Source organism: Flavobacterium sp., from assembly GCF_043722275.1.
GTDB lineage: Bacteria > Bacteroidota > Bacteroidia > Flavobacteriales > Flavobacteriaceae > Flavobacterium.
In genome coordinates, this window is record NZ_JAYSPC010000134.1 from 38506 (window position 1) to 61070 (window position 22565).

The 22565-nt window shown below is 33.0% G+C and carries 14 protein-coding genes; 2 read left to right on the forward strand and 12 right to left on the reverse strand.

Going from position 1 to position 22565, the window contains the following annotated elements; translation table 11 throughout:
* Window positions 1-17 precede the first annotated feature (17 nt).
* On the reverse strand, window positions 18-560 hold the full coding sequence (locus tag ACHZDT_RS16490) for a YcxB family protein (RefSeq protein ID WP_394775720.1): 543 nt from the start codon (window positions 558-560) through the stop codon (window positions 18-20).
* A gap of 405 nt (window positions 561-965) precedes the next feature.
* Between ACHZDT_RS16490 and ACHZDT_RS16495 the strand changes: the two genes are divergently transcribed.
* Window positions 966-2057, forward strand: coding sequence for a sensor histidine kinase (locus ACHZDT_RS16495; protein ID WP_394775721.1), 1092 nt, complete (start codon window positions 966-968; stop codon window positions 2055-2057).
* 971 nt (window positions 2058-3028) lie between these two features.
* Here ACHZDT_RS16495 and ACHZDT_RS16500 read toward each other — a convergent pair.
* The 11 genes from ACHZDT_RS16500 to ACHZDT_RS16550 form a co-directional block, all read right to left on the reverse strand.
* Window positions 3029-3772, reverse strand: a complete 744-nt coding sequence (locus ACHZDT_RS16500) for a rhamnogalacturonan acetylesterase (RefSeq protein ID WP_394775722.1) — start codon at window positions 3770-3772, stop codon at window positions 3029-3031.
* A gap of 425 nt (window positions 3773-4197) precedes the next feature.
* Window positions 4198-5547: a glycoside hydrolase family 28 protein gene (locus ACHZDT_RS16505; RefSeq protein WP_394775723.1), complete on the reverse strand. Its 1350-nt coding sequence runs from the start codon at window positions 5545-5547 to the stop codon at window positions 4198-4200.
* A gap of 234 nt (window positions 5548-5781) precedes the next feature.
* A complete protein-coding gene (gene pelA / locus ACHZDT_RS16510; RefSeq protein WP_394775724.1) occupies window positions 5782-7788 on the reverse strand; it encodes a pectate lyase in 2007 nt (668 codons plus the stop codon).
* A gap of 401 nt (window positions 7789-8189) precedes the next feature.
* The gene (locus ACHZDT_RS16515; protein WP_394775725.1) at window positions 8190-9788 is read right to left on the reverse strand and encodes a glycoside hydrolase 43 family protein; all 1599 of its coding nucleotides are present in this window, start codon (window positions 9786-9788) and stop codon (window positions 8190-8192) included.
* A 73-nt stretch (window positions 9789-9861) separates the two neighbouring features.
* Window positions 9862-11088 (reverse strand): glycoside hydrolase family 105 protein, encoded by a 1227-nt coding sequence (locus ACHZDT_RS16520; RefSeq protein ID WP_394775726.1) that lies wholly within the window; start codon window positions 11086-11088, stop codon window positions 9862-9864.
* Window positions 11089-11110: 22 nt separating this feature from the next.
* Window positions 11111-12346 carry a glycoside hydrolase family 105 protein gene (locus tag ACHZDT_RS16525; protein WP_394775727.1) on the reverse strand — a complete coding sequence of 412 codons (1236 nt, stop codon included), beginning with the start codon at window positions 12344-12346 and terminating at the stop codon, window positions 11111-11113.
* Between the two features lie 298 nt (window positions 12347-12644).
* The gene (locus tag ACHZDT_RS16530) at window positions 12645-13610 is read right to left on the reverse strand and encodes a DUF4861 family protein (protein WP_394775729.1); all 966 of its coding nucleotides are present in this window, start codon (window positions 13608-13610) and stop codon (window positions 12645-12647) included.
* A 10-nt stretch (window positions 13611-13620) separates the two neighbouring features.
* A complete protein-coding gene (locus tag ACHZDT_RS16535) occupies window positions 13621-14556 on the reverse strand; it encodes an alpha/beta hydrolase fold domain-containing protein (protein ID WP_394775730.1) in 936 nt (311 codons plus the stop codon).
* 96 nt (window positions 14557-14652) lie between these two features.
* On the reverse strand, window positions 14653-16290 hold the full coding sequence (locus ACHZDT_RS16540; RefSeq protein WP_394775731.1) for a RagB/SusD family nutrient uptake outer membrane protein: 1638 nt from the start codon (window positions 16288-16290) through the stop codon (window positions 14653-14655).
* Between the two features lie 11 nt (window positions 16291-16301).
* A complete protein-coding gene (locus ACHZDT_RS16545; RefSeq protein WP_394775732.1) occupies window positions 16302-19421 on the reverse strand; it encodes a SusC/RagA family TonB-linked outer membrane protein in 3120 nt (1039 codons plus the stop codon).
* 34 nt (window positions 19422-19455) lie between these two features.
* Entirely contained in the window at window positions 19456-20895 is a 1440-nt protein-coding gene (locus ACHZDT_RS16550; RefSeq protein WP_394775733.1) for a glycoside hydrolase family 28 protein, read from the reverse strand.
* Window positions 20896-21178: 283 nt separating this feature from the next.
* On the opposite strand from ACHZDT_RS16550, the gene ACHZDT_RS16555 reads away from it, so the two are divergent.
* Complete coding sequence (locus ACHZDT_RS16555) at window positions 21179-22207, forward strand: LacI family DNA-binding transcriptional regulator (protein ID WP_394775735.1); 1029 nt, start codon at window positions 21179-21181, stop codon at window positions 22205-22207.
* Window positions 22208-22565 lie beyond the last annotated feature (358 nt).

Consider the following 22565-nt stretch of genomic DNA (forward strand, 5'->3'; position numbering starts at 1 on the left):
GGGTTTTTTATGGTCTATCAGACTTTAGTAATTTGAGTTACATTTCGTTCAACAAAAGCAATCAACTCATTAATTTTCCGCCTTTCGCTATATTTATTCGAAATTGAAATTATATATCCGTTTCTGTCTTTTACATAAAGAAAGAAAAAATCCTTAGTCAAAATTGCTTTTTCAATTTGCCCCCATTTGTGCACAACTTCACCTAAAGGCGAACGAACGTAAATACCCGAAGGGCTAAAATTAAATTTGTACCTTTTATTATACCTTTTATATGTAGCAAACCTTTTAGTGAATTTAAAAATAATTGCACTTAATGTATCCACAAACGAATATTGAAAAGCTAAAAATAAAATAACAAAAATGAGATTACGAAGTATCCACTTCATAAAATCAATATCATCATTTAAATCGAAAAAATCAAAAAATATAGCGTACAGTAAAAAGATTCCCGTAAAAACAGTTACTCTTTGCTTGTACAGACTTTTAAAATACATTTTATTCAACTTTTGTATTTCGCCTATATTTAATTCGAACTCTAAAAAAAAGCCGGAGGTATTCATTTGTTTTTGGATTGCATTATATAATTAAAAATTCCTATTGTGAAAAAACGGCAATAAAAATAAAGACAAAACTAGGGCAAATACAATTCGCGGACTTGCCTATCAGGATATCAAAGTATCAAAATAAGACTTTTAACACATTGCAAATAAAAATGAAATCTGCAAAAAATAAATATAATTTGAATAAAAACAAATTCTTACAAAAAATTATACTTTTTAATAGCTAAAATAAATATATAAAACTGCCATTAAAAGGTATTAATGTATTAAAATAAGACTAATAACAGGCTCGTATTTATCTTTATTTCAAATAGTTAAATAAATACATAAAAAATATTTTAATATTGAATATTTAATTACTTTTGACTTCAATTTAAATTAATTATAAATAATTTCCTACGCAAGATGAAATTTATTCCTACAGAAGAAAGACTAAGAGAAAGAGTTAAAGAATTAACTTGTCTTTATGAAATTTCACAGACAATATCACGTGCAGACTGCATTCATAGATCTGTCTTTAAAAAAATAATTTCAAGCACAAAAAAAGCATGGAAATATAACAAAGATGCAAAAGTAACAATACAAATTCCGGATTATATTTTAGCAACATTACAAGAAGACGAAGAAACAGTTTATCAATCCAGTACGATCTTTGTTTCTAATAACAAAGTTGGTTACATAAAAGTGCATTATCCTGAAGCTAAATATACTATACGTGATTTTTTACAAGAAGAACAAAAACTTCTGGATACTATAGCTTTAGAAATTGGCAACTATATAGAAAAGTTTCAAAATCTTGAAAAAAAGCAACTTTTAATGCGAACCTTAGAACGAATCGACAGATTATCAATTCTGGGTGAAATGACTGCAGGAATTGCACATGAACTCAATACTCCTTTACACAACATTTTAGGCTATGCTGAACTTATTAAAAGCAGTAATATAGATCCCGAAATAGATGATGATATTTCGACTGTGATCAACTCAGTCATTTATTCTCGTGAAATTGTAAAAAAAATCCTGAATTTTTCTTGTGAAATGCCTCAGCATTTAGAATTAAAAGAAATTAAACCAATTGTAACTTTTGCTTTATCATTTCTTAATCAGAATTTCCAGGGAAAAAGCATCAAAAGCCAGCTAATTTTTCAGGATGATACAATTACAGCCAAGGTTGATTCTGTACAATTGACACAATTACTGTTCAATTTAATTCTTAATGCAATACATGCGTCTCCGGAAAAAAGTACTATACAAACTATTATTGAATGTGATGATCAAAATTTATTTATCACAATTGCAGATCAGGGAAGCGGGATTCCCGATGCGATAAAGGAAAAAGTTTTTGAGCCGTTTTTTACCACAAAAACCGCAAATAACGGCTCTGGACTTGGACTAAGTGTGGTTCACGGAATCGTTAAAAATCATCAGGGAGAAATTACAATACTCGATAATAGTCCTTCCGGAACCAACTTTATAATACAAATACCTTTAAGCTAAAAAAGAAAATGAGGAAATCAAAGTTTCCTCATTTTTAAATGAATTATTAATAAAAGTGAATTCAAAAAAATACACGTTAATTAGTACTTTATAAAATAAACCATTTTTTTAAATAAAAAAACAAATTCTATTATTGGCTATAAGTTTTAAAAATTATTTTGAAAAAAGCTGGATTAGATTTAGGATTAATAAAATTATAATTAAACCATACAACATTAATCTGCTACCGTGCCAAATTGTATTATGATCATCTTTCATAAAATTTAATTTTTAATTTAATTTGTTGGTTAGGCAACAGTAGTATCCCACATTCAATTAATTGTCTAATTTCTATCCTACTATAAATTAAAACAAAATAAAGAGCTGCCTAATCCAACAAAAAATAAATACTTGAAAAAAAACTTTTTGATCTAAATAAGCTTTATAAAGCTCTCAGTACAAATTCAACTTCTTTAAATCAACAAGTCAAATATATTTTATAATCACAATCTATTTGTCCTTTAAAAGTTTTTTAAATAATACTTTAAGACATTTTTTAACTTAAAAATTCCCTATTATCTACAATTAAAACCTATTATTAGAAAAACAACTTAATAAACAAAGCCGATACAAAATTTTCTATATCGGCTTTATTTAGTATAAATTATAACGCTTTTTAGTGGTAATTATTAATTCTATCACAAATTATAATCCATTACTATTTGTAAAATATTTTTTTTTAATGCACTATTCTAAAACGTAATTGCAATATTTCCAAATTCCTAACCATAAAAAAAAGAGAGAACATAAGTTCTCTCTTTCTAAAATAATCATCAAAATATTTAAAATAGAATATTAAGAATATACAAAAACAATTCCCTACTAACAAAAGTTCTTAATATCTATTGCAAAAATAGACATCATAATAAAGGATTTTTACCCGCAAAAGATTTTTAAGTGATAGTTTAGGACATTTTTTTAAAGAAGTCTTATTACTTAATTCCCTTTTTAAGTTTTTCTACGGAAGGATCTTCTAATTCTTTAATTTGATTTACAACAATTTGGGCAATTTCCGTAGCACCTTTTAATGATAAATGCGTATCATCGTTCTTATCTTTATCATAATAAGCGTTTTCTCCTGCTTTAAAGTGTAAATGTAATTGTTTTGATTTTTCAGGTCCATACGATTGCTCTAATAGTTCGGTATAATATTCTAAATCAATAAAAGGAACTTTATATTCGTGAGCTGTTAATCTGGTTTCCAGCGGATAATCTCCATGAGTAGGAACAAGTACACCTTTTTCATTAAAATTACGTCTCGCAATAGAAGTCAGTAATATAGGAATTGCTCCTTTTTCGCGGCTTTCTTTCACAAACTTTATGAGATTGTACCTATAACTTGTATGCGGATTTGTATATCGCGTTGAATCTTCTATTTTTTCGTCATTATGTCCAAATTCGATAAAAACATAATCGCCTTTTTTTAATTTTTTACAAATCGAATCCCATCGTTTTTCATTGATGAAACTTTTAGTACTTCGTCCATTTACGGCTTTATTTTCGATAACAAAATTATCCTTGAAAAATGGCTGTAAAACCTGCGCCCAACCATGTTCAGGATTTTTATCCGGATCTTTTTTATTTGCCATTGTTGAATCGCCAATGGTATAAATAGTTGTTTTTTGAGCGAAACAAGTTGTACATATTAGGCAGATTATTAATAGATAATATTTCATTTTTTAGATTGTTAGATAATTCGACTTTAGAATTTTAGATTGTTAGATTTGCTTAGATTTAGAACATTATTGTGGTTGGTTTTGTGGTTAAATAGCACACAGATTTTCACTGTTTATTCTTTTATTCTTTTATTCTTTTATTCTTTTATTCTTTTATTCTTTTATTCTTTTATTCTTTTATTCTAGTTACTTGTGTGTCCTTCGACTTCGCTCAGGATGACAAAAATTGGTGGCAACTTTATGTTTTAATGGCGCACAGATCCTTCGACTTCGCTCAGGATGACAAGATTGTGGTTGGTTTGTCTTTTAAATGCTGCATTAACTTGAAACCTAAAACAACTTTAACCTTGTCTCTTTGAACCTTTGCTTCTCTGAACCTTCCTCAAAAAACTTAGCAACTCAGAACCTTAGTAACTTCAAAAAACCTATTTTGCGGCCGTAGGAACTGTTGCTTTTTCTCCTATAAAAACCTCGTTTAAAAGAACATTTTCAGCATTGGTACTTGAAATGGCATTTTTTGCCCATTTGATATCAATGTTATTTAAAGAAATATTCCTCACTTTTTTATCTGCAAATCCCTGAATTACAATTCCTGATGCTGTGGCTTTATTGCAGGTAATATTTGAAAAAGAAACATTGGATATATCCGACTGAAATCCTTTTCCTTCGCCGTGATAATTCGCCGTGATGTACAAACAATCTTCTACCTCATCGAGTGTTATATTCCGAACAAAAATATTCCTGATAAATCCGCCGCGATCGGCATTGGTTTTTAAATAAATGCCACGTTTTAAAAACCCAACAGTTTTGCAATTTTCAACATATACATTTTGAACTCCGGCTGACATTTCACTTCCTATAACAACGCCGTGAAGTCCTTTGAAATTGCAATTTCTTATTACAATATTTTCGCTTGGCGTTGCAGAATTTGCTCTTCCTTCATGATCTCTTCCTGCCTTGATTGCCACATTATCATCACCATTATCGAAGGTTACATTTTCGATTAAAACATCTTTAGCATATTCAGGATCAATACCATCGTTATTATAATTTAATGATTTATAGCTTATTCCACGAACGGTAATATTTTGTGATTTCAATAAGTGCAGACACCAAAAAGGTGAATTTTCGATACGCACATTTTCAACCAAAATATTCCTGCAATTGAAAAACTGTATCATTTGCGGACGTAAAAAATAACCGCTGCCTAATTTCCTGTCTTTCACCGGAACATTATTATGATTCATTTCACGGCTTAATTCTTTGCCTTTTCCTTCATTGGCTTTAAAACTTTTCCATGTCTTTCCTCCTTCTCCATCAATGGTTCCTTCGCCTGTTATTGCAATATTTGAACATTCATAAGCGTAAATTAACGGGCTGTAATTGTAAAGCATCGTTCCTTCCCAACTTGTTAAAACCATCGGCAAATAATCTTCGGGTTTATCACTAAATTTAATTTTTGCTCCTTTTTCAATTTTAAGATTTACGTTACTTACAAAATGGATTGGTCCATTGATTTTATAAATTCCTTTAGGCACAATTATAGTTCCGCCATTGTTCTTTTTGCAAAGCGCCATTGCTTTGTCAAACACCGCTTTATTGTTGGTAATTGAATCTCCATTTGCTCCTATTTTCAATACATTTATTTGATACGAAGGAAACACAGGAAGCTGAATTCTATTAATAATTGAATCCACTTTTGCTGTTGGAAATTCACTATTCTGAGCAAATGAAGTCCATGAAACTAATAGAAAAATGAAATATTTAAAATTCATAATGTATATTTTTAATGTTTTTTGCCCACTGGTTTTACGGGTTGAACTGGTTGTCGCTGGTTTATTTTTATACTTCAAAAAACCTGCTTAATCTGCTTAATCTGCGAAAGATTTTTAGCTCACAGGTTTGAATAAAAAAATCTGTGTAAATCCGTTTAATCCGCCAAATCTGCGGGCAATATAAAAAAACCGGTGTAAATCAGTTTAATCCGCCAAATCCGTGGGCAAATGATTTTATTTTGAATACCAATTCGCTATATCATCTTTTAGAATATTTTCTATTGTGTATTTTTCAGCTTCTTTCTTTGTAAGTTGCTTTGACCATGTAACTCTTTTTGTGGGTTGAAATCCTTCTCCCTTACAATTGTATTCTGCATAAAAAGCATTTTTTTCTGCTTCGGGTTTTGACCAGTTTTCCCAGCCTTCGGGTTTAATATGTTTTCCCATATCGCAATTGATGTAAACAGTTTTGGCATAAAGACGCCACGGCCTGCCCAAATAAACTGCAGTTACAGCTGGTTCTGCAGTTAGTTTACAGTTTTTAAAAACAAAGCCAAAAGTCGTATCCTGAGGAGTTGAAGCTGCCGTAATATAAGAGTTTTTTATGCTGTGAATCTCGCAGTTTTCAAACAAAGCAGTAGCACTTCCAAAAATAAAATCGGTTGTTCCTTCAATATAACAATCTTTAAAATATTGTTTTCCGTTTTTTCCTGACAAGTACAAAGTATCCTGATTTCCTAAGATATTACAGTTTGAAATCTGAGCGCGATTTGCCACTACAGATAATGCAATTGCCTGACCATTATCGCCCGAAGCATTTTTAATAGTTAAATTTGATGCCGAAAAATCATCGCCTTCAACTAAAACTGTATAGGTATAAAAAGTACTGTTTCTGCCTAAATTGATTTTGGAGAAGTTATTATCAAAAGTAATAATAGTTTTTTCTTTGCTTTCGCCGATTAAAGCCAAACGTGTGTTCCATTCCGGAATTCGGATTTTTTCATTGTAGATTCCGTTTTTCACTAAAACCGTAACTTTTTCATATGGAAATGACGGACTTGCATTTATGGCCTCCTGAATCTTGGTAAAGTCGCCGGAACCGTCTAAAGCAACAGTAATAAAGTTAGCTTTTTTTTTATCCGAAGCAGCTTCCGAAACTTTTACTCCGTTTTTCATCGCCCATTCAGGATATTTTTTTAGCACTTCTTTTGGCGCATCAGAATACCATGAATAACCATTTCGTCTTTCTGAACCAATTTCATCCAGTGATTTTTTCCTGATTCCGTCACGGTCACAAAAGAAAGGTTCGTTGTTATCGAATTCCATAAATCTTGCCCAGATTGGTGCTGCATTTTGAGTTGGAATCATTTTCTTGTCTATGATTTTTCCGGCGTCGTTTAAAACTCGTTTCTCTTCAAGATTGGTAATTTTTGTTTTTTCGAACCAAACCTCAGCACTTTTAACTGCTTTAATGACTTCAGCCGAAGGTTTTTCAATTGACATTAATAACAAAACAATTTTAGCCGATTCATATCCGCTTAACGATGCCAGTTCAAAAGCTCTTGCATTGGCTGGAGCCAAAGTAAATTCGTCGTGTTGCGCACACCAAGCTGTCAAAACTCCGTTTTGTTTGTACTGTGTTTTTAGGATACAATCAATTCCTTTATCAAAAGATTTCTTTGCTTTTTCTACAATTTCCTTTGATGGTTTTATGCTATAAAAATCAGTTTGTTCAGTGATTTGTTTTATGATGTTCAGAATATTTACCATCGAATCATCATTGTATGTAATGTGCGTGTAATATCCTTTTTTTAATGGATAAAATTGCGGCCATCCGCCATTATCATATTGTGCTTCTAACAAATAATTTAATCCTTTCAGGAAAGATTCTTTGTAACGGTCATCTTTAATCTGAGCATACATTTTAGACATAAAAAGCATTTCCTGACTTGTGGCTCCGTTATCTGTTGTAACTTCTTTTGTGGAGTTTTTTATGGCGATTAATTCCTTTTTTTGCTGAGGAGTTAATTCCTCTTGCATCTGGATATTTTTTGGCCATCCGCCAATGTCTCTTTGATATAACAAAACATTTTCGGCTATTTTTTTAGCTTCGTCTGTGCCAAACCAATTTGCATTGTTTTTACGAATAATATCCGGCCAGTTTTTATAGGTATTCTGGGCATTTACGCCAAAACAAATACTGAAGAAAACTAATAGTATGTACTTTTTAAATAGAATCATTTTGTATGTTTTTATTGTCGTTGCGCATGTTTTTTTTCGCACATAGAGACGTAGGCTTTGTAAATGTTAAAGTCGTTTTACTTAAAGTAAATCTCATATACTGTGTGTTTATTTTTCACGCAGATTTAGCAGATTTGGCAGATTTTTTTTAATCTTTATAAATGAAATCGTTTTTTTTATTTTTTTTATCGCCACGAATTTCACAAATTATCACGAATAGTTTTATGCCACAGATTAAACTGATTTCATGACTATTCTTTGCATAAAATTATCACGATAGAATTAGTATAAATTCGTGAAATTCGTGGCAAAAAAACCTAAAGCATTAATCATTTTAAACTTTGTCTCTTTGTCCCTCTGCTACTTTGTCCCTTTGCTACTTTGCACCTCTGTACCTTTTTTTACTTAGTAATTCTAAACCAATTTACGGCTACATTTCCCGAATCATTTGTTACTTTCCCGCTCAAGGCAAAAAGACCTACTTTTGCGCCAATCCATTTTCCTTCTTTCGAAACAAAATCAGATCCTATTGACTGGTATTTTTTATCATCTATACTATAAAAGAAACTGCAAATACCGCCTTTTTTCACTTTTACTCTAAGGTAAATTGTATTGTTTGCTATTTGAATTGGCGTTGTTTCTGACTCTGAAATTTTTTTATCAAAAGTTCCTGTTTTCTGGTTCAGATATAATTTTCCGTTATCGTTTTTAAAATTCAAATAACTATAATCCAATCCCATTATTATAAGTCCGGTTGATTCTCCGTTTAATCTTGTATTAAAAGTCATTTTAGTTGTTACTGTAAATTCTTCGGCAGGAAATTTTTGTAACAATAAATTTGGTGCATCAAATATTTTCTGATTGTCTTTTAAAGTCGTTTGACAAAACAAATTGAAATATCCTAAACTCGTTGGAAATCCCCAATTGATTTGAGAATTTGCCTGCCATTGCCATTGCAAACCTAATTTTGGTTCATTGAATTCATCTGATTCTGCCGGAGTTTCTATTGGATGTTTTTTGCCTACATTTGGCTTTTTGAATGTTGTAACAGGTTCGCCAATTCCGTTTTTATCGAAATCCTGTCCCATAACCGGCCAGTCTTTTTCCCATTTCATGGGCTGAAGATGTACGATTCTGCCGTAAGCACCTTTATCCTGAAAATGGATGAACCAATCTTCTCCGGTTTGAGTTTGCACCCAAGCTCCCTGATGCGGGCCGTTTATTGCCGTTTTACCTTGTTCGAGAACTTTTTTAGTTTCATATGGACCAAATACATTTTTAGATCTTAAAATCGTTTGCCATCCTGTGGCAACGCCGCCCGCAGGGGCAAAAATGTAATAGTAATTATTTCGCTTATAGAATTTAGGACCTTCAATTGTTCCTTCGCTTTCGTGTCCGTCAATTACCATTACTTCGTCATTATTGACAACAGTTCCTTCGGCATTCATGCTGCAAACTACTATAAGACTTTTTATTTGTGCGCGGCTTCCGGCAAAGGCGTGAACGAGGTAAACTTTCCCGTCATCATCCCATAACGGACTGGGATCTATCAGCCCAATTCCTGCTTTTACCAAAAGTGGTTCTGACCAAGGCCCTTCTGCTTTTTTGGCTTTTATCATGTAAATTCCAAAATCAGGATCAGGATAATAAATATAAAATTCATTGTTATGATAGGTAATACTTGGCGCCCAAACGCCATTGCCATGCTGTACTTTGTTAAAAGTCTCAAACGGAGGTTGTTTCGCCAATGCATAACCAATAATTTTCCAGTTTACCAAATCTTTAGAATGTAAAATAGGCAATCCAGGAATACAATTAAACGACGATGCTGTCATATAAAAATCATCTCCCACACGAACTGCATCAGGATCTGAATAATCGGCATGAATTATAGGATTTGTATAGGTTCCGTCTCCATTATCAGATACCCAAACCTGAGCAAAATTCTCTTGTATGGTGAATATTGATAATAGAAGAATAAGGGCTTTTAAATTTTTCATTTTTGGTAATAAATTACTTTTTGGTTAAACCCGACAGGTTTTTAAAACCTGTCGGGTTTGTCGATAAAACATATTATCTATTCAATTCTAAAGCAGCTAAAATAAAAGGTCCGGTTGCTTTAGGATCGTTGTCTTTTTTTCTTTCGTTTACGTAATATTCATATGTTCCATCGCGATAAGGAGTTCCGCCTAAACCTGCAACCTGACAGGCTTGTGTCAATGTAATTCCGCCATCAGCGTCAACTTTTGTGATTAGTTTTGTTGTTAAACCATCAAAAGCTTTATTGGCAAGTTTTTTATATTTTGCAGGTAAATATCCTTTGTTGGCTCCTTTTGCAAAAGCATACGCAAACATTGATGATCCTGATGCTTCAAGATAGTTTCCTTCTTTTGCGCCTTTGTCTGTAACCTGATACCATAACCCAGTTTTAGCGTCCTGAAATTTAGCCAAAGCAGTACAAGCATTGTTCAAATACTTTACTAATTCTTTTTGTTTTGGATGCTCTTTTGGCATATAATCCAATACATCAACAAGTGCCATAACGTACCATCCTAAAGCTCTTGACCAGAAATTTGGTGAATTCCCTGTTACTTTATTTGCCCACGGCATTTGTTTGCTTTCATCCCATGCATGGTACAATAATCCTGTTTTAGGATCTGTAGCATGTAATTGAATCACTTCGAATTGTTTTGCGATATCATCAAAACTTTTTCCATCTTCAAACGTCAGTGTATATTGTGCATAAAAAGGTTCTCCCATATACAAACCGTCCAACCACATTTGATTCGGATAAATTTGTTTGTGCCAGAATCCTCCGCTTTGCGTACGTGGCTGTTCTGAAAGTTGTTTGCGTACTAATTGCATTGCTTTCAGGTATTTTTCGTCTTTTGAAGTCGCATAAATATCAAAAAGCAAACGTCCCGGAACCACTAAATCTATATTGTATTTGTCGAATTCATACGTTTTAATCGTTCCGTCATTTTGTACAAATTCATCGACATAACCTCTTACATAAGCTTTGTATCTGGGATCCGGATTTTTTTTGTCCAATTCTTCAATAGAATGTAAAACCAAAGCGTGAACATAATCCCATTTTGGTTTTTTAGAATCGTCGATCATATAGGCTTCAGGATGACGTTTCATTAAGGTTAAAGCCATTTTATCAGACCATTTTAAATCCTTAGAAATTACTATTTCGTTCTTTGCCGGTTCTTGCGAAGTCACTTTGCAACTTGTAAAAACCATCAAACAAACTAAAGCAACCGATGCGAAATAACCTTGTCTTTTATTATTTTTCATTTTAAAATATATTTAAATTCAACTATTTATCTAATTCAATTGCGCTCAACAAAAACGCTGCTAAAGCCGGCGAACTATTGTCTTTTGCTTTACTATTAATATAATAATCATTTGTTGCATCACGAAATGGTTTTCCTCCAAGACCAACATTCGATGAAACATTTGAAATTATTATTTGCCCATTATCCTCTTTTTTCACAAACTCTTTTAAGTAAGAATCAAATGATTTTTGAGCCACTTTTTTATAACTGGAACTTATATATCCTTTATCTGCGGCTTTTGCCAAAGCATAAATAATCATTGCCGAAGACGACGATTCTAAATAATTCCCTTTTAAATCCGGTTTGTCTGCAACCTGATACCATAAACCCGATGCACTTTTATGTTCAACAACACTTTTTGCAATTTGATTTAAGTATCCTATAAGCGTTTTATATTTTGGATGTATTTTAGGATAATAATCCAATGTTTCTAACAAAGCCATCATGTACCAGCCATTTCCACGTCCCCAAATTGTTGGAGAAGTTCCCGTTTCCGGATTCGCCCATGCAATTTCCCTGCTTTCATCCCAAGCCTGATAAACCAATCCTGTTTTTTTATCAACAAGATGATTTTGAACCAATTCAAATTGTTTGGCAATATCATCCAACGCTTTTCCTTTTTCATATTTAACGGTGTATTCCGTATAAAAAGGTTCAGCCATATACAAGCCGTCAATCCACATTTGGCTGGGATAAATTTGCTTGTGCCAAAATCCTCCGCTTGCCGTTCTGGGCTGACTTTCAAGTTGGGTTCTCAGTTGCTGTATCACTTTTAAATACCGATTATCTTTCGTTTCATCGTATAAATTAAACAGCAATTTCCCCGGATTTGCACAATCAATATTGTATTCGTTTATATCGTATTTTTTGATATTTCCTTCAGCATCAATTAATTCATCAGCATATTCTTTAATGTAATTGAAATACTTTTTATCGTTTGTTTTTTGATATAATTTTTCAAAAGCAGATAATACCAATCCCATTTTATAATCCCACTTCGGTTTTTCGGTTCCGTCGATCTGATATGCTTTTGGGTATTTGTTCAAAATGGTAATCGCTGTTCTTTCTGACCATTTTAATTTATCAGGAAGTACGGTATTTTCATTTGTCTGCGCGATTGTTTTACTGCTAATAATTAGTAATAAAATGATTAAGTTGATATTTTTAAAAGCCTGTTTAGACATATATTTTATAATTGTATGTTGCTTTTTTGCCACAGATTAAATGATTTAAAAAGATTAATTATGGCACGTTTATTATATTTTTTCACGCAGATTTAGCAGATTTTTTTAATCTTTTTTAATCATTTAATCTGTGGCTATTTTTAAAAATTGAGCAAAATTTATGTTTCTATGTGTAAAAAATAATTTTTTCACGCAGATTTTGCAGATTTAGCAGATTTAGCAGATTTTTTTTAATCTTTTTAATCATTTAATCTGTGGCTATTTTTTAAAAATTGAGCGAAATCTATGCTCACACAAGTAGATTTTTAATTTTTAATTTGCTTTTAGCCTTTTAGATTTTTCCTTTTTTGTTCAAAACCTCCAGTTTTTCATCTAAATATTTTACAAATTCATCTTTTGTTTTAATACCATTTGGTTCTTGTTCCCAAGCGCCTAAAAAGTAAAAAGAAGTCGCTTTTGTTGTTGGTTTAAAAACTAAGAGATAATCTAAATCTGTGTCCGCAATATTTTCAATTGTTTTAACTTCATAAAAAATAGCCATTCCTAATTTGTCCGGAACAAGTGATTGTTCACCGTAAGTCGCTAAATAAGCCCATTTTTTATTTTTGCTTTCTTTTTTAAGCAATTCCGTATTTTTTTGCTTTACAATTCCGGTGCAAATTCCTTTAATTTCTTTAGATGCCTGAATCGTGTGTTGCGTATAAAGCTGATCTGGTTTTATCGTTAACTCAGATGTAAAATTGATTTTATCAGTTGCTGTTTTCCATCCGTAATAATTTACTTTTACGCCAGATTCATTGGTTTTATTTACTACAGTTGCAATTGTTGAATCAACTTCATGAAAGTGTAATTTTTCATTGTTTAAATAGCGGTCAATAGAACCAATTCCAATTCCTTTTCCAGCCTTTAGGATATCCGCTCCCCAATCGCTCATTTCGTGGTACGAATCAAAATTATCCTGTCCCACTAATGGCAAAATATTAGCCGTAGTTTTCTTTCCGAAAATATCAATTGCATTTCTCCAGTCCAGATACAAACGATAACCAATTCGGTTACTTTCCCAACCCGGACCTTCGTAACGAATATCAAAGGAATGATCTGTGTGTTCCGGAGCCAATTTTAGTCGGTCAACATTTTTAAAAACAGTTCCGCCTTTGTATTTACGGCCTTCCCATTTTCCATCTGTTTTTGCAGATATTTCGGCATATGTTTTAGCTGTTTTTATATCGTATTTCTGAGCATTAACTGCCGTAATACCAACTAAAAGTAAGGTTGCGAATGTGATTTTTGTTTTCATTTCAATGTAATTATTTAAATATTTTGTCTAAAAATTTTGTTGTGTAAAGTACTGTTTCATCAAACCAGGGTTGAAAAAACCAAAAGGAATGAGGCGAATCCTGAATTGTTTTTACCTCATTATAAATCTTATTCTGATTTAAAATCGCAATCATATCCTCTCTTCCCGCATGAAATCTGTCAAAACTGCTGTTTATAAACAGAGTTGGCGGTGTGTTTTTATTAGTATGGCTTAATGCCGATGCTTGTTTCCAGTTTTCAGGATTTTCGTCGTAAGAACCTCCAAGCCAAAACGATGCCATTTCTCCTTCACTTGATTCCGGATGTTTAAAAGCCAATATTCCGTCTACATCAATAATTGCCTGAACTTTTGAAGAGGATTTGCTTTTGTAATCTTTGTCTTCAAAAGCTGAATCTTCATTTGTTGTACCAATCAAAGCTGCCATTTGACCTCCTGAGGAGCATCCTAAAACCGCAATTTTGTCCGGATCAACATGAAACTTTTTCGCATTATCTTTTATGAACTTAATAGCGTTTTTTACATCATAAATTGCTTGGGGATATTTTGCTTCAAGCGATAATCTGTATTCAATTGCAAAACAAGAATATCCTTTTGAGGTGATTTCCTGCGCCAAAACCTGCATTTGATTTTTATTTCCAGATCTCCATCCACCACCGTGAATCATGATTACAGCCGGATTTCTTTTTTGCTTTTTATTAAAATAAGCATCTAAATGTAATGCTCTTTTTTCATCTTCATAATATATTACATTTTCAATCTGAGTATCATTTATTGCTTTATCAGCTTCGGCAATTTTTATAAAAGGATATTTCTTAATTAATTTTGCATAGGTACTTTTTACGGTATAGGACGTGTCAATATCGTAGTGCTTTTGCGCTATACTAATTTGAGAAACAAGTAATAAAACAAACAATATTCTTTTCATTTCCAGTGAACTAATTTTAGTTAAAGGAATCCGATTCAAAACCGAACTCCTTTTTAACTTCTTCAAAAAATAAAATCTCAAAAAACTTTCAAATTACTAATAACCAGGATTCTGAGGGAAATCTTTATTTTGGTTTAAATCCAATGCTGTTTGTGGAATTGGTCTTAAAATTTTAAGCTGACCGCCTACTCCAACAAAATTTGCTGCCTTAATTTTGTAATTATAAGCCGAAGCTCTCGCCACTAAGGTTCCTGTACGTTTTAAATCGAACCAGCGTTTGTATTCACCCACCAATTCTCTCGCTCTTTCATCTAAGATATAATCTATATTGAATTCAGGCGCAGTGGCATTTACAACTCCGGCTCTTCTTCTCACTTCGTTTAAGCGGTCTAAACCTGTTGCAGGATTTCCAGCTTTCAAATACGCTTCGGCAGCCACTAAATATGTTTCTCCAAGTCTTGCCACAATAATATCTCTGGTACTTACAGGACCTGTACTTGAAGGTGTAGTTACTTCAGGATCATCAAATTTCTTTACCGGAATAGTCTGATAATCAATATTTTTAGTCAATGTATATTCTGCAGAATATTCTCCCCAAGGATGATAAACAAATCCTGTTGCTAATTTTGCGGTTGCTAAATAAGCTGTTTTATCAGCTGCCGTAAACCATTTAGGGGCATAAAAATGTTTCACTTTCAAAGTTGTTTTATCGGCAACTCTAAAAAAGTCATAATAGTTTTCATAAACTTCATTCATAAAAGTACCGGTCCATCTTTTATCATCTTTAGTATATAATCCTAACGTATAACCTGTTGGAAGTAAATTATAGCTTCTTAATGGTGCTCCGCCTTTAGTTTCGCTTCCGCCTAAATAAGAACTGAAATAATAAAACTGATTGTTTCCTAATGTTGTAGGACTTGTACTTGTTGAGTTTTTATCATATTGAACAGAGAAAATAGTTTCAACATTCAAATCATTTGCAGGTTTAAATAAATCTGTAAAAGCAACATTTAAAGCTTGTCCTGCAATTGCTGCATCAGCATAAGCAGCTGCTTTTGCAAAATCATCAGCTTTACCAAAAGCTTCGTAACCTCTTGTTAAATATACTTTTGCCAATAAATCATTTACGGCTCTTTTGTTTACTTTTCCTGAAGCTGCATAAGCTCCTATTCCCACAGTTGCAAGCGCGCTGTCTAAGTCTGCTATAATATGCGTATACACTTCTTCGGCAGTATTTCTTTTGAATGATAAAACCGGAGTGGTAATATTTTCATCTACAATTGCAACTCCACCATAGGTTTGAACCAATAAAAAGTAGGCTTGTGCTCTGATAAATTTTGCTTCGCCAACAAGAACGCTCACATTTGGATTTTGCTCTGTAACGGTTGAATAATACACCGTTTTATTTACAGATTGTATTGCTAAATAACATGTATTGTACAATTGCTCTACTCCTGTTGAGGACGGAATCAATAATGTATATTGGCTTAAACCAGCCGGTTCTGCGGTTCTTCCTTCGGCATACATATCCGTTCCTGCTTCAAACAACCACGGATCGCCTCCATAAATTGCTTTTAGCCTTGCATAGTCTGAGTTTACCAACAACTGAAATCCTGATGCTGTTTTATAAGTGGCATCTGCAGGAACATTTGAAAGCGATTCTTCTTCGATATAATCACTGCATGAAGTGAAAGTAGTTACGATTATTCCTAAAATTAATATTATCTTTTTCATTTTGTATCTTATTAAAATTTAACACTTAAACCCAATTGCGTTGTAACAGATGCCGGACGGTTAACTCCAAAAGCTGAACCTGCCCATTCCGGATCATATCCATCGAAATTTGTAAAAACAAACGGATCTAAAACATTTACATAAATTCTAAAATTACTCATTTTCAGTTTTTTAAGTAAGTCTGGCTCAAATGTATATCCAAGAGATATATTTTTAATTTTTGTGTATGATGCGTCTCTGTAATATGCAAAACCAGATGACCAATACGCTCCTGCACCAGTCGCTACAGGACCTGGTCTTGGATTTTCGTTATTTGCATTAGCCGGAATACCTGTACCATTTGTAGGGATAAAATAGTCCATCGCTAATTTTTGACGCCCTCTGTCACTTACATCTGTAAAGTTTTGATGAAAGCTGCTCAAAACGGTTTGTCCCTGACTTGTGATTACAGAAAAACTAAAATCAAACTGACCGACATTTAATTTAGAATAAAAACTTCCTTGCCATTCCGGATTTGGATTACCAATTACCGTTCTGTCATCCTGATTAAATTTACCGTCACCGTTTAAATCTTTAGGTCTTGCCTGACCCGGAGCTTGTCCGTAAGAAGCTGCCTGAGCTGCTTCACTTTCCTGCCAGACACCATCGTAAACATAATTATAAGAGTTAAAAGCCGGATTAGGAAGCGGAGATCCAAGTATCAATGCGTTTCCGACATCACTTACTTTATCCTGATTGTAAATAGATTCTAATTTATTTACGTTTTTAGTGAACGTAAAAGTAGTTTCCCAGGTAACCATTTTTGATCTGATATTTTTAGTTGTCAATAAAATCTCAACACCTTTATTACTCACAGATCCTACATTAGAAAAAGTATTGTTATATCCTGATTCTAATGGTAATTTTTGTTTGTAGATCAAATCATCAGATAATCTGTCATAGACATCAACGCTACCGGTAATCCTGTTTTTTAAGAAACCAAAATCAAGACCAAAGTTAAATTCTCTGGTTTTTTCCCAAGTTAATTGCGGGTTTGCTAAATTTTCTGATTGCCATCCCGGAACCACATTTGAACCGTTTGCATAAAATGTTTGTTGGTTTAATAACGATTGCGATGTATATGGTAAAACATTATCATTTCCTGTATAACCAATACTTGCTCTTAATTTTAAGTCTGAAATTGTACTGTTTCCAGCCAAAAATGATTCTTTGCTAATTTTCCAACCCAATGCTAATGACGGGAAACTTTCCCATTTTACACCTTCGGCCAATACAGATGAACCATCCCATCTGGTAGACGCTGTCAATAAATATTTGTCTCTAAAAGCATAGTTTAAACGTACTGCATAAGAGTTCAGAGTATTTTTTGCATAAGATGATTTTACAACATAGCTCGATTGAACTCCTGAACCAATATTGTCCACGCCAGTATCAAAAGGTTGTGTATTTGAAGATAAAAATGAACTTTCGTCTTTATTAGAATAGATACTTTGCAGCAATAAAACACTAAAATCATGAACTTCATTAAAAGTATGTTTCAAATCAATTTGATTGTCCCATGTATAATTGAAGTTGTTTACATTTTCAAGAGATGAAGAGTTTTTGTTGTTCAAAAGTACACCTGCATTTGTTTGAGCTCCAAAAGATTTACCATTTTTAGCACTCAATATTCCTGCTGAAAAAGTGGTTTTGAAAGAAAGCCATTTTATAGGTTGATATTGAAAATAAATATTTCCAACAGTTTGCCATGTTTTTTCTGTTTGAGATGAATTCGCAATTTCTACTAACGGATTCACAGAACTCGTTTTGTTAATTGCCCATGAACCATCAGGATAAGTTAATTTTCCAGGTAAAAAAAACAACTCGCCTACTTTTTCGTTTCCTGCCGCATCAATTGCATAAGCAGACATCAACGGACTTAATCTGAAAGCTTCCTGCATTGCTAAATCACTCCCTAATTGTGAGTCAACATTTGCAATTGTTACATTTGCACCTGTAGAAAATTTATCATTTATTTTGTGATTTAATCCTAATTTAAAGGAGTATTTATCCATTGAATCATTATCAATCAAACCTCTGTCACCTTGCACTCCAAAACCCAAATTATAACTTAAGCCAGAATCAGAACGTCCTGAAATATTTACATAATTGTTTTCGGTCATTCCTGATTTTAATACCGCATCATACCAGTCAAAATTGTAACCGCTATTTGCTCTTGAAACTAACAAAGGACTTTGATTTCCTGCTAATGCCGCAAGTTGCGCCGGAGTTTGGGTTGCAGGCGTTGCGCTCATATAAGCCGTTTGGTGAAATTTCCACCATTCTTCACCATTCATCATTTGAGGTAATCTTGCAGCTGTTTTTGTACCATATGAAGAATCAAAAGTAACCGTGATTCCGGATTTTGCACTTAAACCGCTTTTTGTAGTCACGATAATAACTCCCGAAGCTCCTCTTGAACCATAAATAGCCGCAGAAGAAGCATCTTTCAATACATCCATTCTCGCAATATCCTGAGGATTCAAAAAGTCAATTCCGTCCGTTGGCACGCCATCAACAACATATAAAGGAGTTGATCCCGCAATTAGTGAGTTATTACCTCTAATGACAACATTAAATCCATCAGAAGCTCGTCCTGTACTTGAAGTAATCTGAACTCCCGGCGTACTTCCCTGAATCGCTTCTAATGCACTTGTTGTATTTCTTTCGGTAATAGTTGCAGCACTAATAGTACTTACAGAACCCGTTAAATCTGTTTTTTTCACAGATCCGTATCCCACAACAACAACCTCATTAAGTGAATTTGATTGCTCAGCAAGACTAACATTTACTTTAGATTTTCCTGCAATACTAACTTCCTGCGTCTGAAAACCTAAATAACTAACTATTAAGATTGCTTTATTATTTGTGACATTTAGTTTAAAACTTCCCTCAAAATCTGTAGAAGTTCCGTTTTTAGTTCCTTTTTCCTGAATATTTACACCCGGAAGTGATAATCCAGCGGCATCTGTGATTTTTCCTTCTATCGAAGTCGATTGAGCGTAAATCGCAGAGCTCAACAGAAAATTCAGGAAAAATAAAAATACAAGATTGTATTTTGTTTTTTTCGTTGATAATTGTTTAAAGTTCATAGTGTGGTTTTAAAGTTTGGTTAATTGATAGTTTTTATTTTTTAGTATTTTCTACTTTTTTTTCATTTACAATCGTATTTATAAAATTGATATTCTTTACATTTTTTAACAAAGAGACTTTGTCTACTTTATGTACTGTAACATTTTTAAGCGTAATATTTTCTACAGGAGATTGCTCATATCCTTCAGCCCAAACAGCATATTTTCCGCCGTTTTTTACCGTCACATTTTCAAGACTTATATTTCTTACAATTGGTATGAAATTTCCGGTTTGTGAGCCGTAGACGTTATAAAACATCGTTACAAGCAATACACATTCCTTCACGGTTCCTACTTCGAGATTGCGAACAAAAATATCTTCGATAACGCCGCCTCTTTTTGAATTTGTTTTGATTCTAATGGCACGATCAAGATTTGGACTATCCATGACACAATTCTCAACAAAAACATTATTTACTCCTGCCGAAATTTCACTGCCAATAACAACTCCGCCATGACCATCGATCATTTTACAATTTTGAACAATGATATTTTTACTTGGGATCGCTACTTTTCTACCATCGGCATCACGACCGGCTTTTATAGCAATACAATCATCGCCAGTATTAAAAGTGCAGTTTTTAATGAGTACATTTTGCGAATATTCAGGATCACAACCGTCATTATTAGGTCCGTGGCTGTTTACTGTAACACCGTCAATTATGATATTATTTGTTTTTATTGGATGCAAAATCCAAAATGGGGAATTTATAACCGTGATATCTTTTACCAAAACAGTATTACACTCAAAAAACTCAATGAAATTCGGGCGCAAATAACGTCCTTCACCAAAAACTCTTTCAGATACAGGAACATTTCTTTCTGCCATATCAACCAAAACTTCACGGTTTTTAGGATCATTTTGAGAAGGAATTCCTTTTTTCCAGCCGTAATCTTTTCCGCCTGACCAAATCCACCAGTTTGTACTATTGGCTTGACCATTTAAAATACCTTTTCCGGTTATGGCAACATTCGTTTTATTTTTAGCATATATAAGAGGAGAATAATTCATCAATTCAGTTCCTTCAAATGAAGTATGAACGATTGGATATTCTTTTGGATCAATGCTAAAAAGAATCTCTGCATTATCTTCTAAATGCAAATTCACGTTACTTTCTAAATGTATTGGACCTGTTAAATATTTCCCGTTAGGAACAAGAACTTTTCCACCGCCATTTTGAACACAGGCTTTTATTGCTTTTTCAAAAGCGATTGTATTCGAAGCTTTTCCATCGGCTACAGCACCAAAATCATTTATATTGAATGTTTTATCAGGAAATTGAGTTACAGGAATACTTTTTATGATTAATTCCATTTTTTTCCACGGATCAGAATCGGAAACTTTTGAAGTCTGTTTTGCACATGACAATACTAATACGGCAATTGCACCGCAAATTAAAACTGATTTGAACGCTATAACCTTATTTACAATCATTTGGGTAGTATTTATTGTTTCAGAATCAAAACAATCTAAATATGTAATCGATTACACGAAAATATAAAATAAGTTCCATTGCACCAAATTTATTTAGAAATAAATTATATATTTAATTTTTATTAGGAATAATAATTACACTTAATGTAAAAAAACACATAATTTATTATCATTGTAGAATCGAAAACGATGTAATTATAATTTATGGTAATCGATAACAATTTGTGTAACGTTATAAAAAAAAATGTATTTTTGTCTGTAACTAATTTGAAAAACCATATTAATGAGCGAAAAAATAACCATTTACGATATTGCTGAGAAATTGAATATCACCGCTGCGACGGTTTCACGGGCGTTAAACAACAATCCGAAGATAAAAGAAAGCACGCGCGAGTTGGTTATTAAAACGGCTGCTGCAATGAATTACAAGCAAAACAAACTTGCATTAGCACTTAAAAGTGGACGCAGTAATAATATAGGAGTTATTGTTCCTCGTATTGACAGCAACTTTTTCGCATCTGTAATTAGAGGAATCGAAGAAGAATTACATCCTCATGGTTATCAGGTAATTATTTGCCAGACGCATGAAAGCCCAAAAAGAGAAAACGAAAATTTATATACCTTAATAGACGCTCAGGTCGACGGAATTTTAATGTCGGTTACCGATGTAACTACCGAAAATGATGGCGCTTTTCGTAATGTATTAGAAAAGAATGTTCCACTAATATTTTTTGACCGAAGTAAACATATTGATGGTGTCAGCTCAGTAACCATCAATGACTTTAAAGGCGGATATCTTACTACAAAACACTTAATTAACGAAGGCTGCAGATGTATTGCGCATTTATCAGGAGATCAATCTCTTGAGATTTTCAAGAACAGGTTTTTAGGTTACAAACAGGCTTTACTGGATAACGGAATGACTTTTAAAGAAGAATATGTTATTCCTGTAAAAAGTAGTGTGGACGCAGGAAAAGAAGCTGTTGAGATCTTGTTACAATTAGAAACTCCGCCAGATGCTATATTTTCTTCGAGTGATTTCGCCGCTTTAGGTGCAATTCAGGAATTGAAAGAAAGAAATATCAGTATCCCAAAAGAGTTTTGTGTAGCGGGTTTCAGTAATGAACCATTTACTAAATTCATGGAATTATCGATTACGTCTGTAGATCAGTCTCCGCTTGAAATGGGAAAAATGGCTGCTCGTGTTTTCCTGGAACAAGTCGACAAAACCGAAACTATTAAAATAGAAAAAAAGGTGGTTCTTGCTCCTGAATTACACATTCGTAAATCATCGTCAAGAAGTGCTATTTAAATTTTACAATATATCTTAAACATATAAACGCACAGTAGTGCGTTTTTTTTTTACCATATAAGTGATATAAGTTCATTTTACTTTGTGCATATTTTATAATACAACTTTTTAAAATCTGCTATATCAAGAAGGTAATCACAAAATTTGTCATTTCCACGAAGGAGAAATCTCCGTGAGAAGCTCTACAAAGATTTGATTTTAGTTGCGGAGTTACTTGTGGAGATTTCACCTTCGTCGAAATGACATAAAATGAGAATAAAACCACATAAAATACAAATCAAAAAGTTTACCAGAGATGAAATACGAATAAAATAAATAAGGCACCTCTTGAAATTGAGCTGCCTTATATTACCAGTAT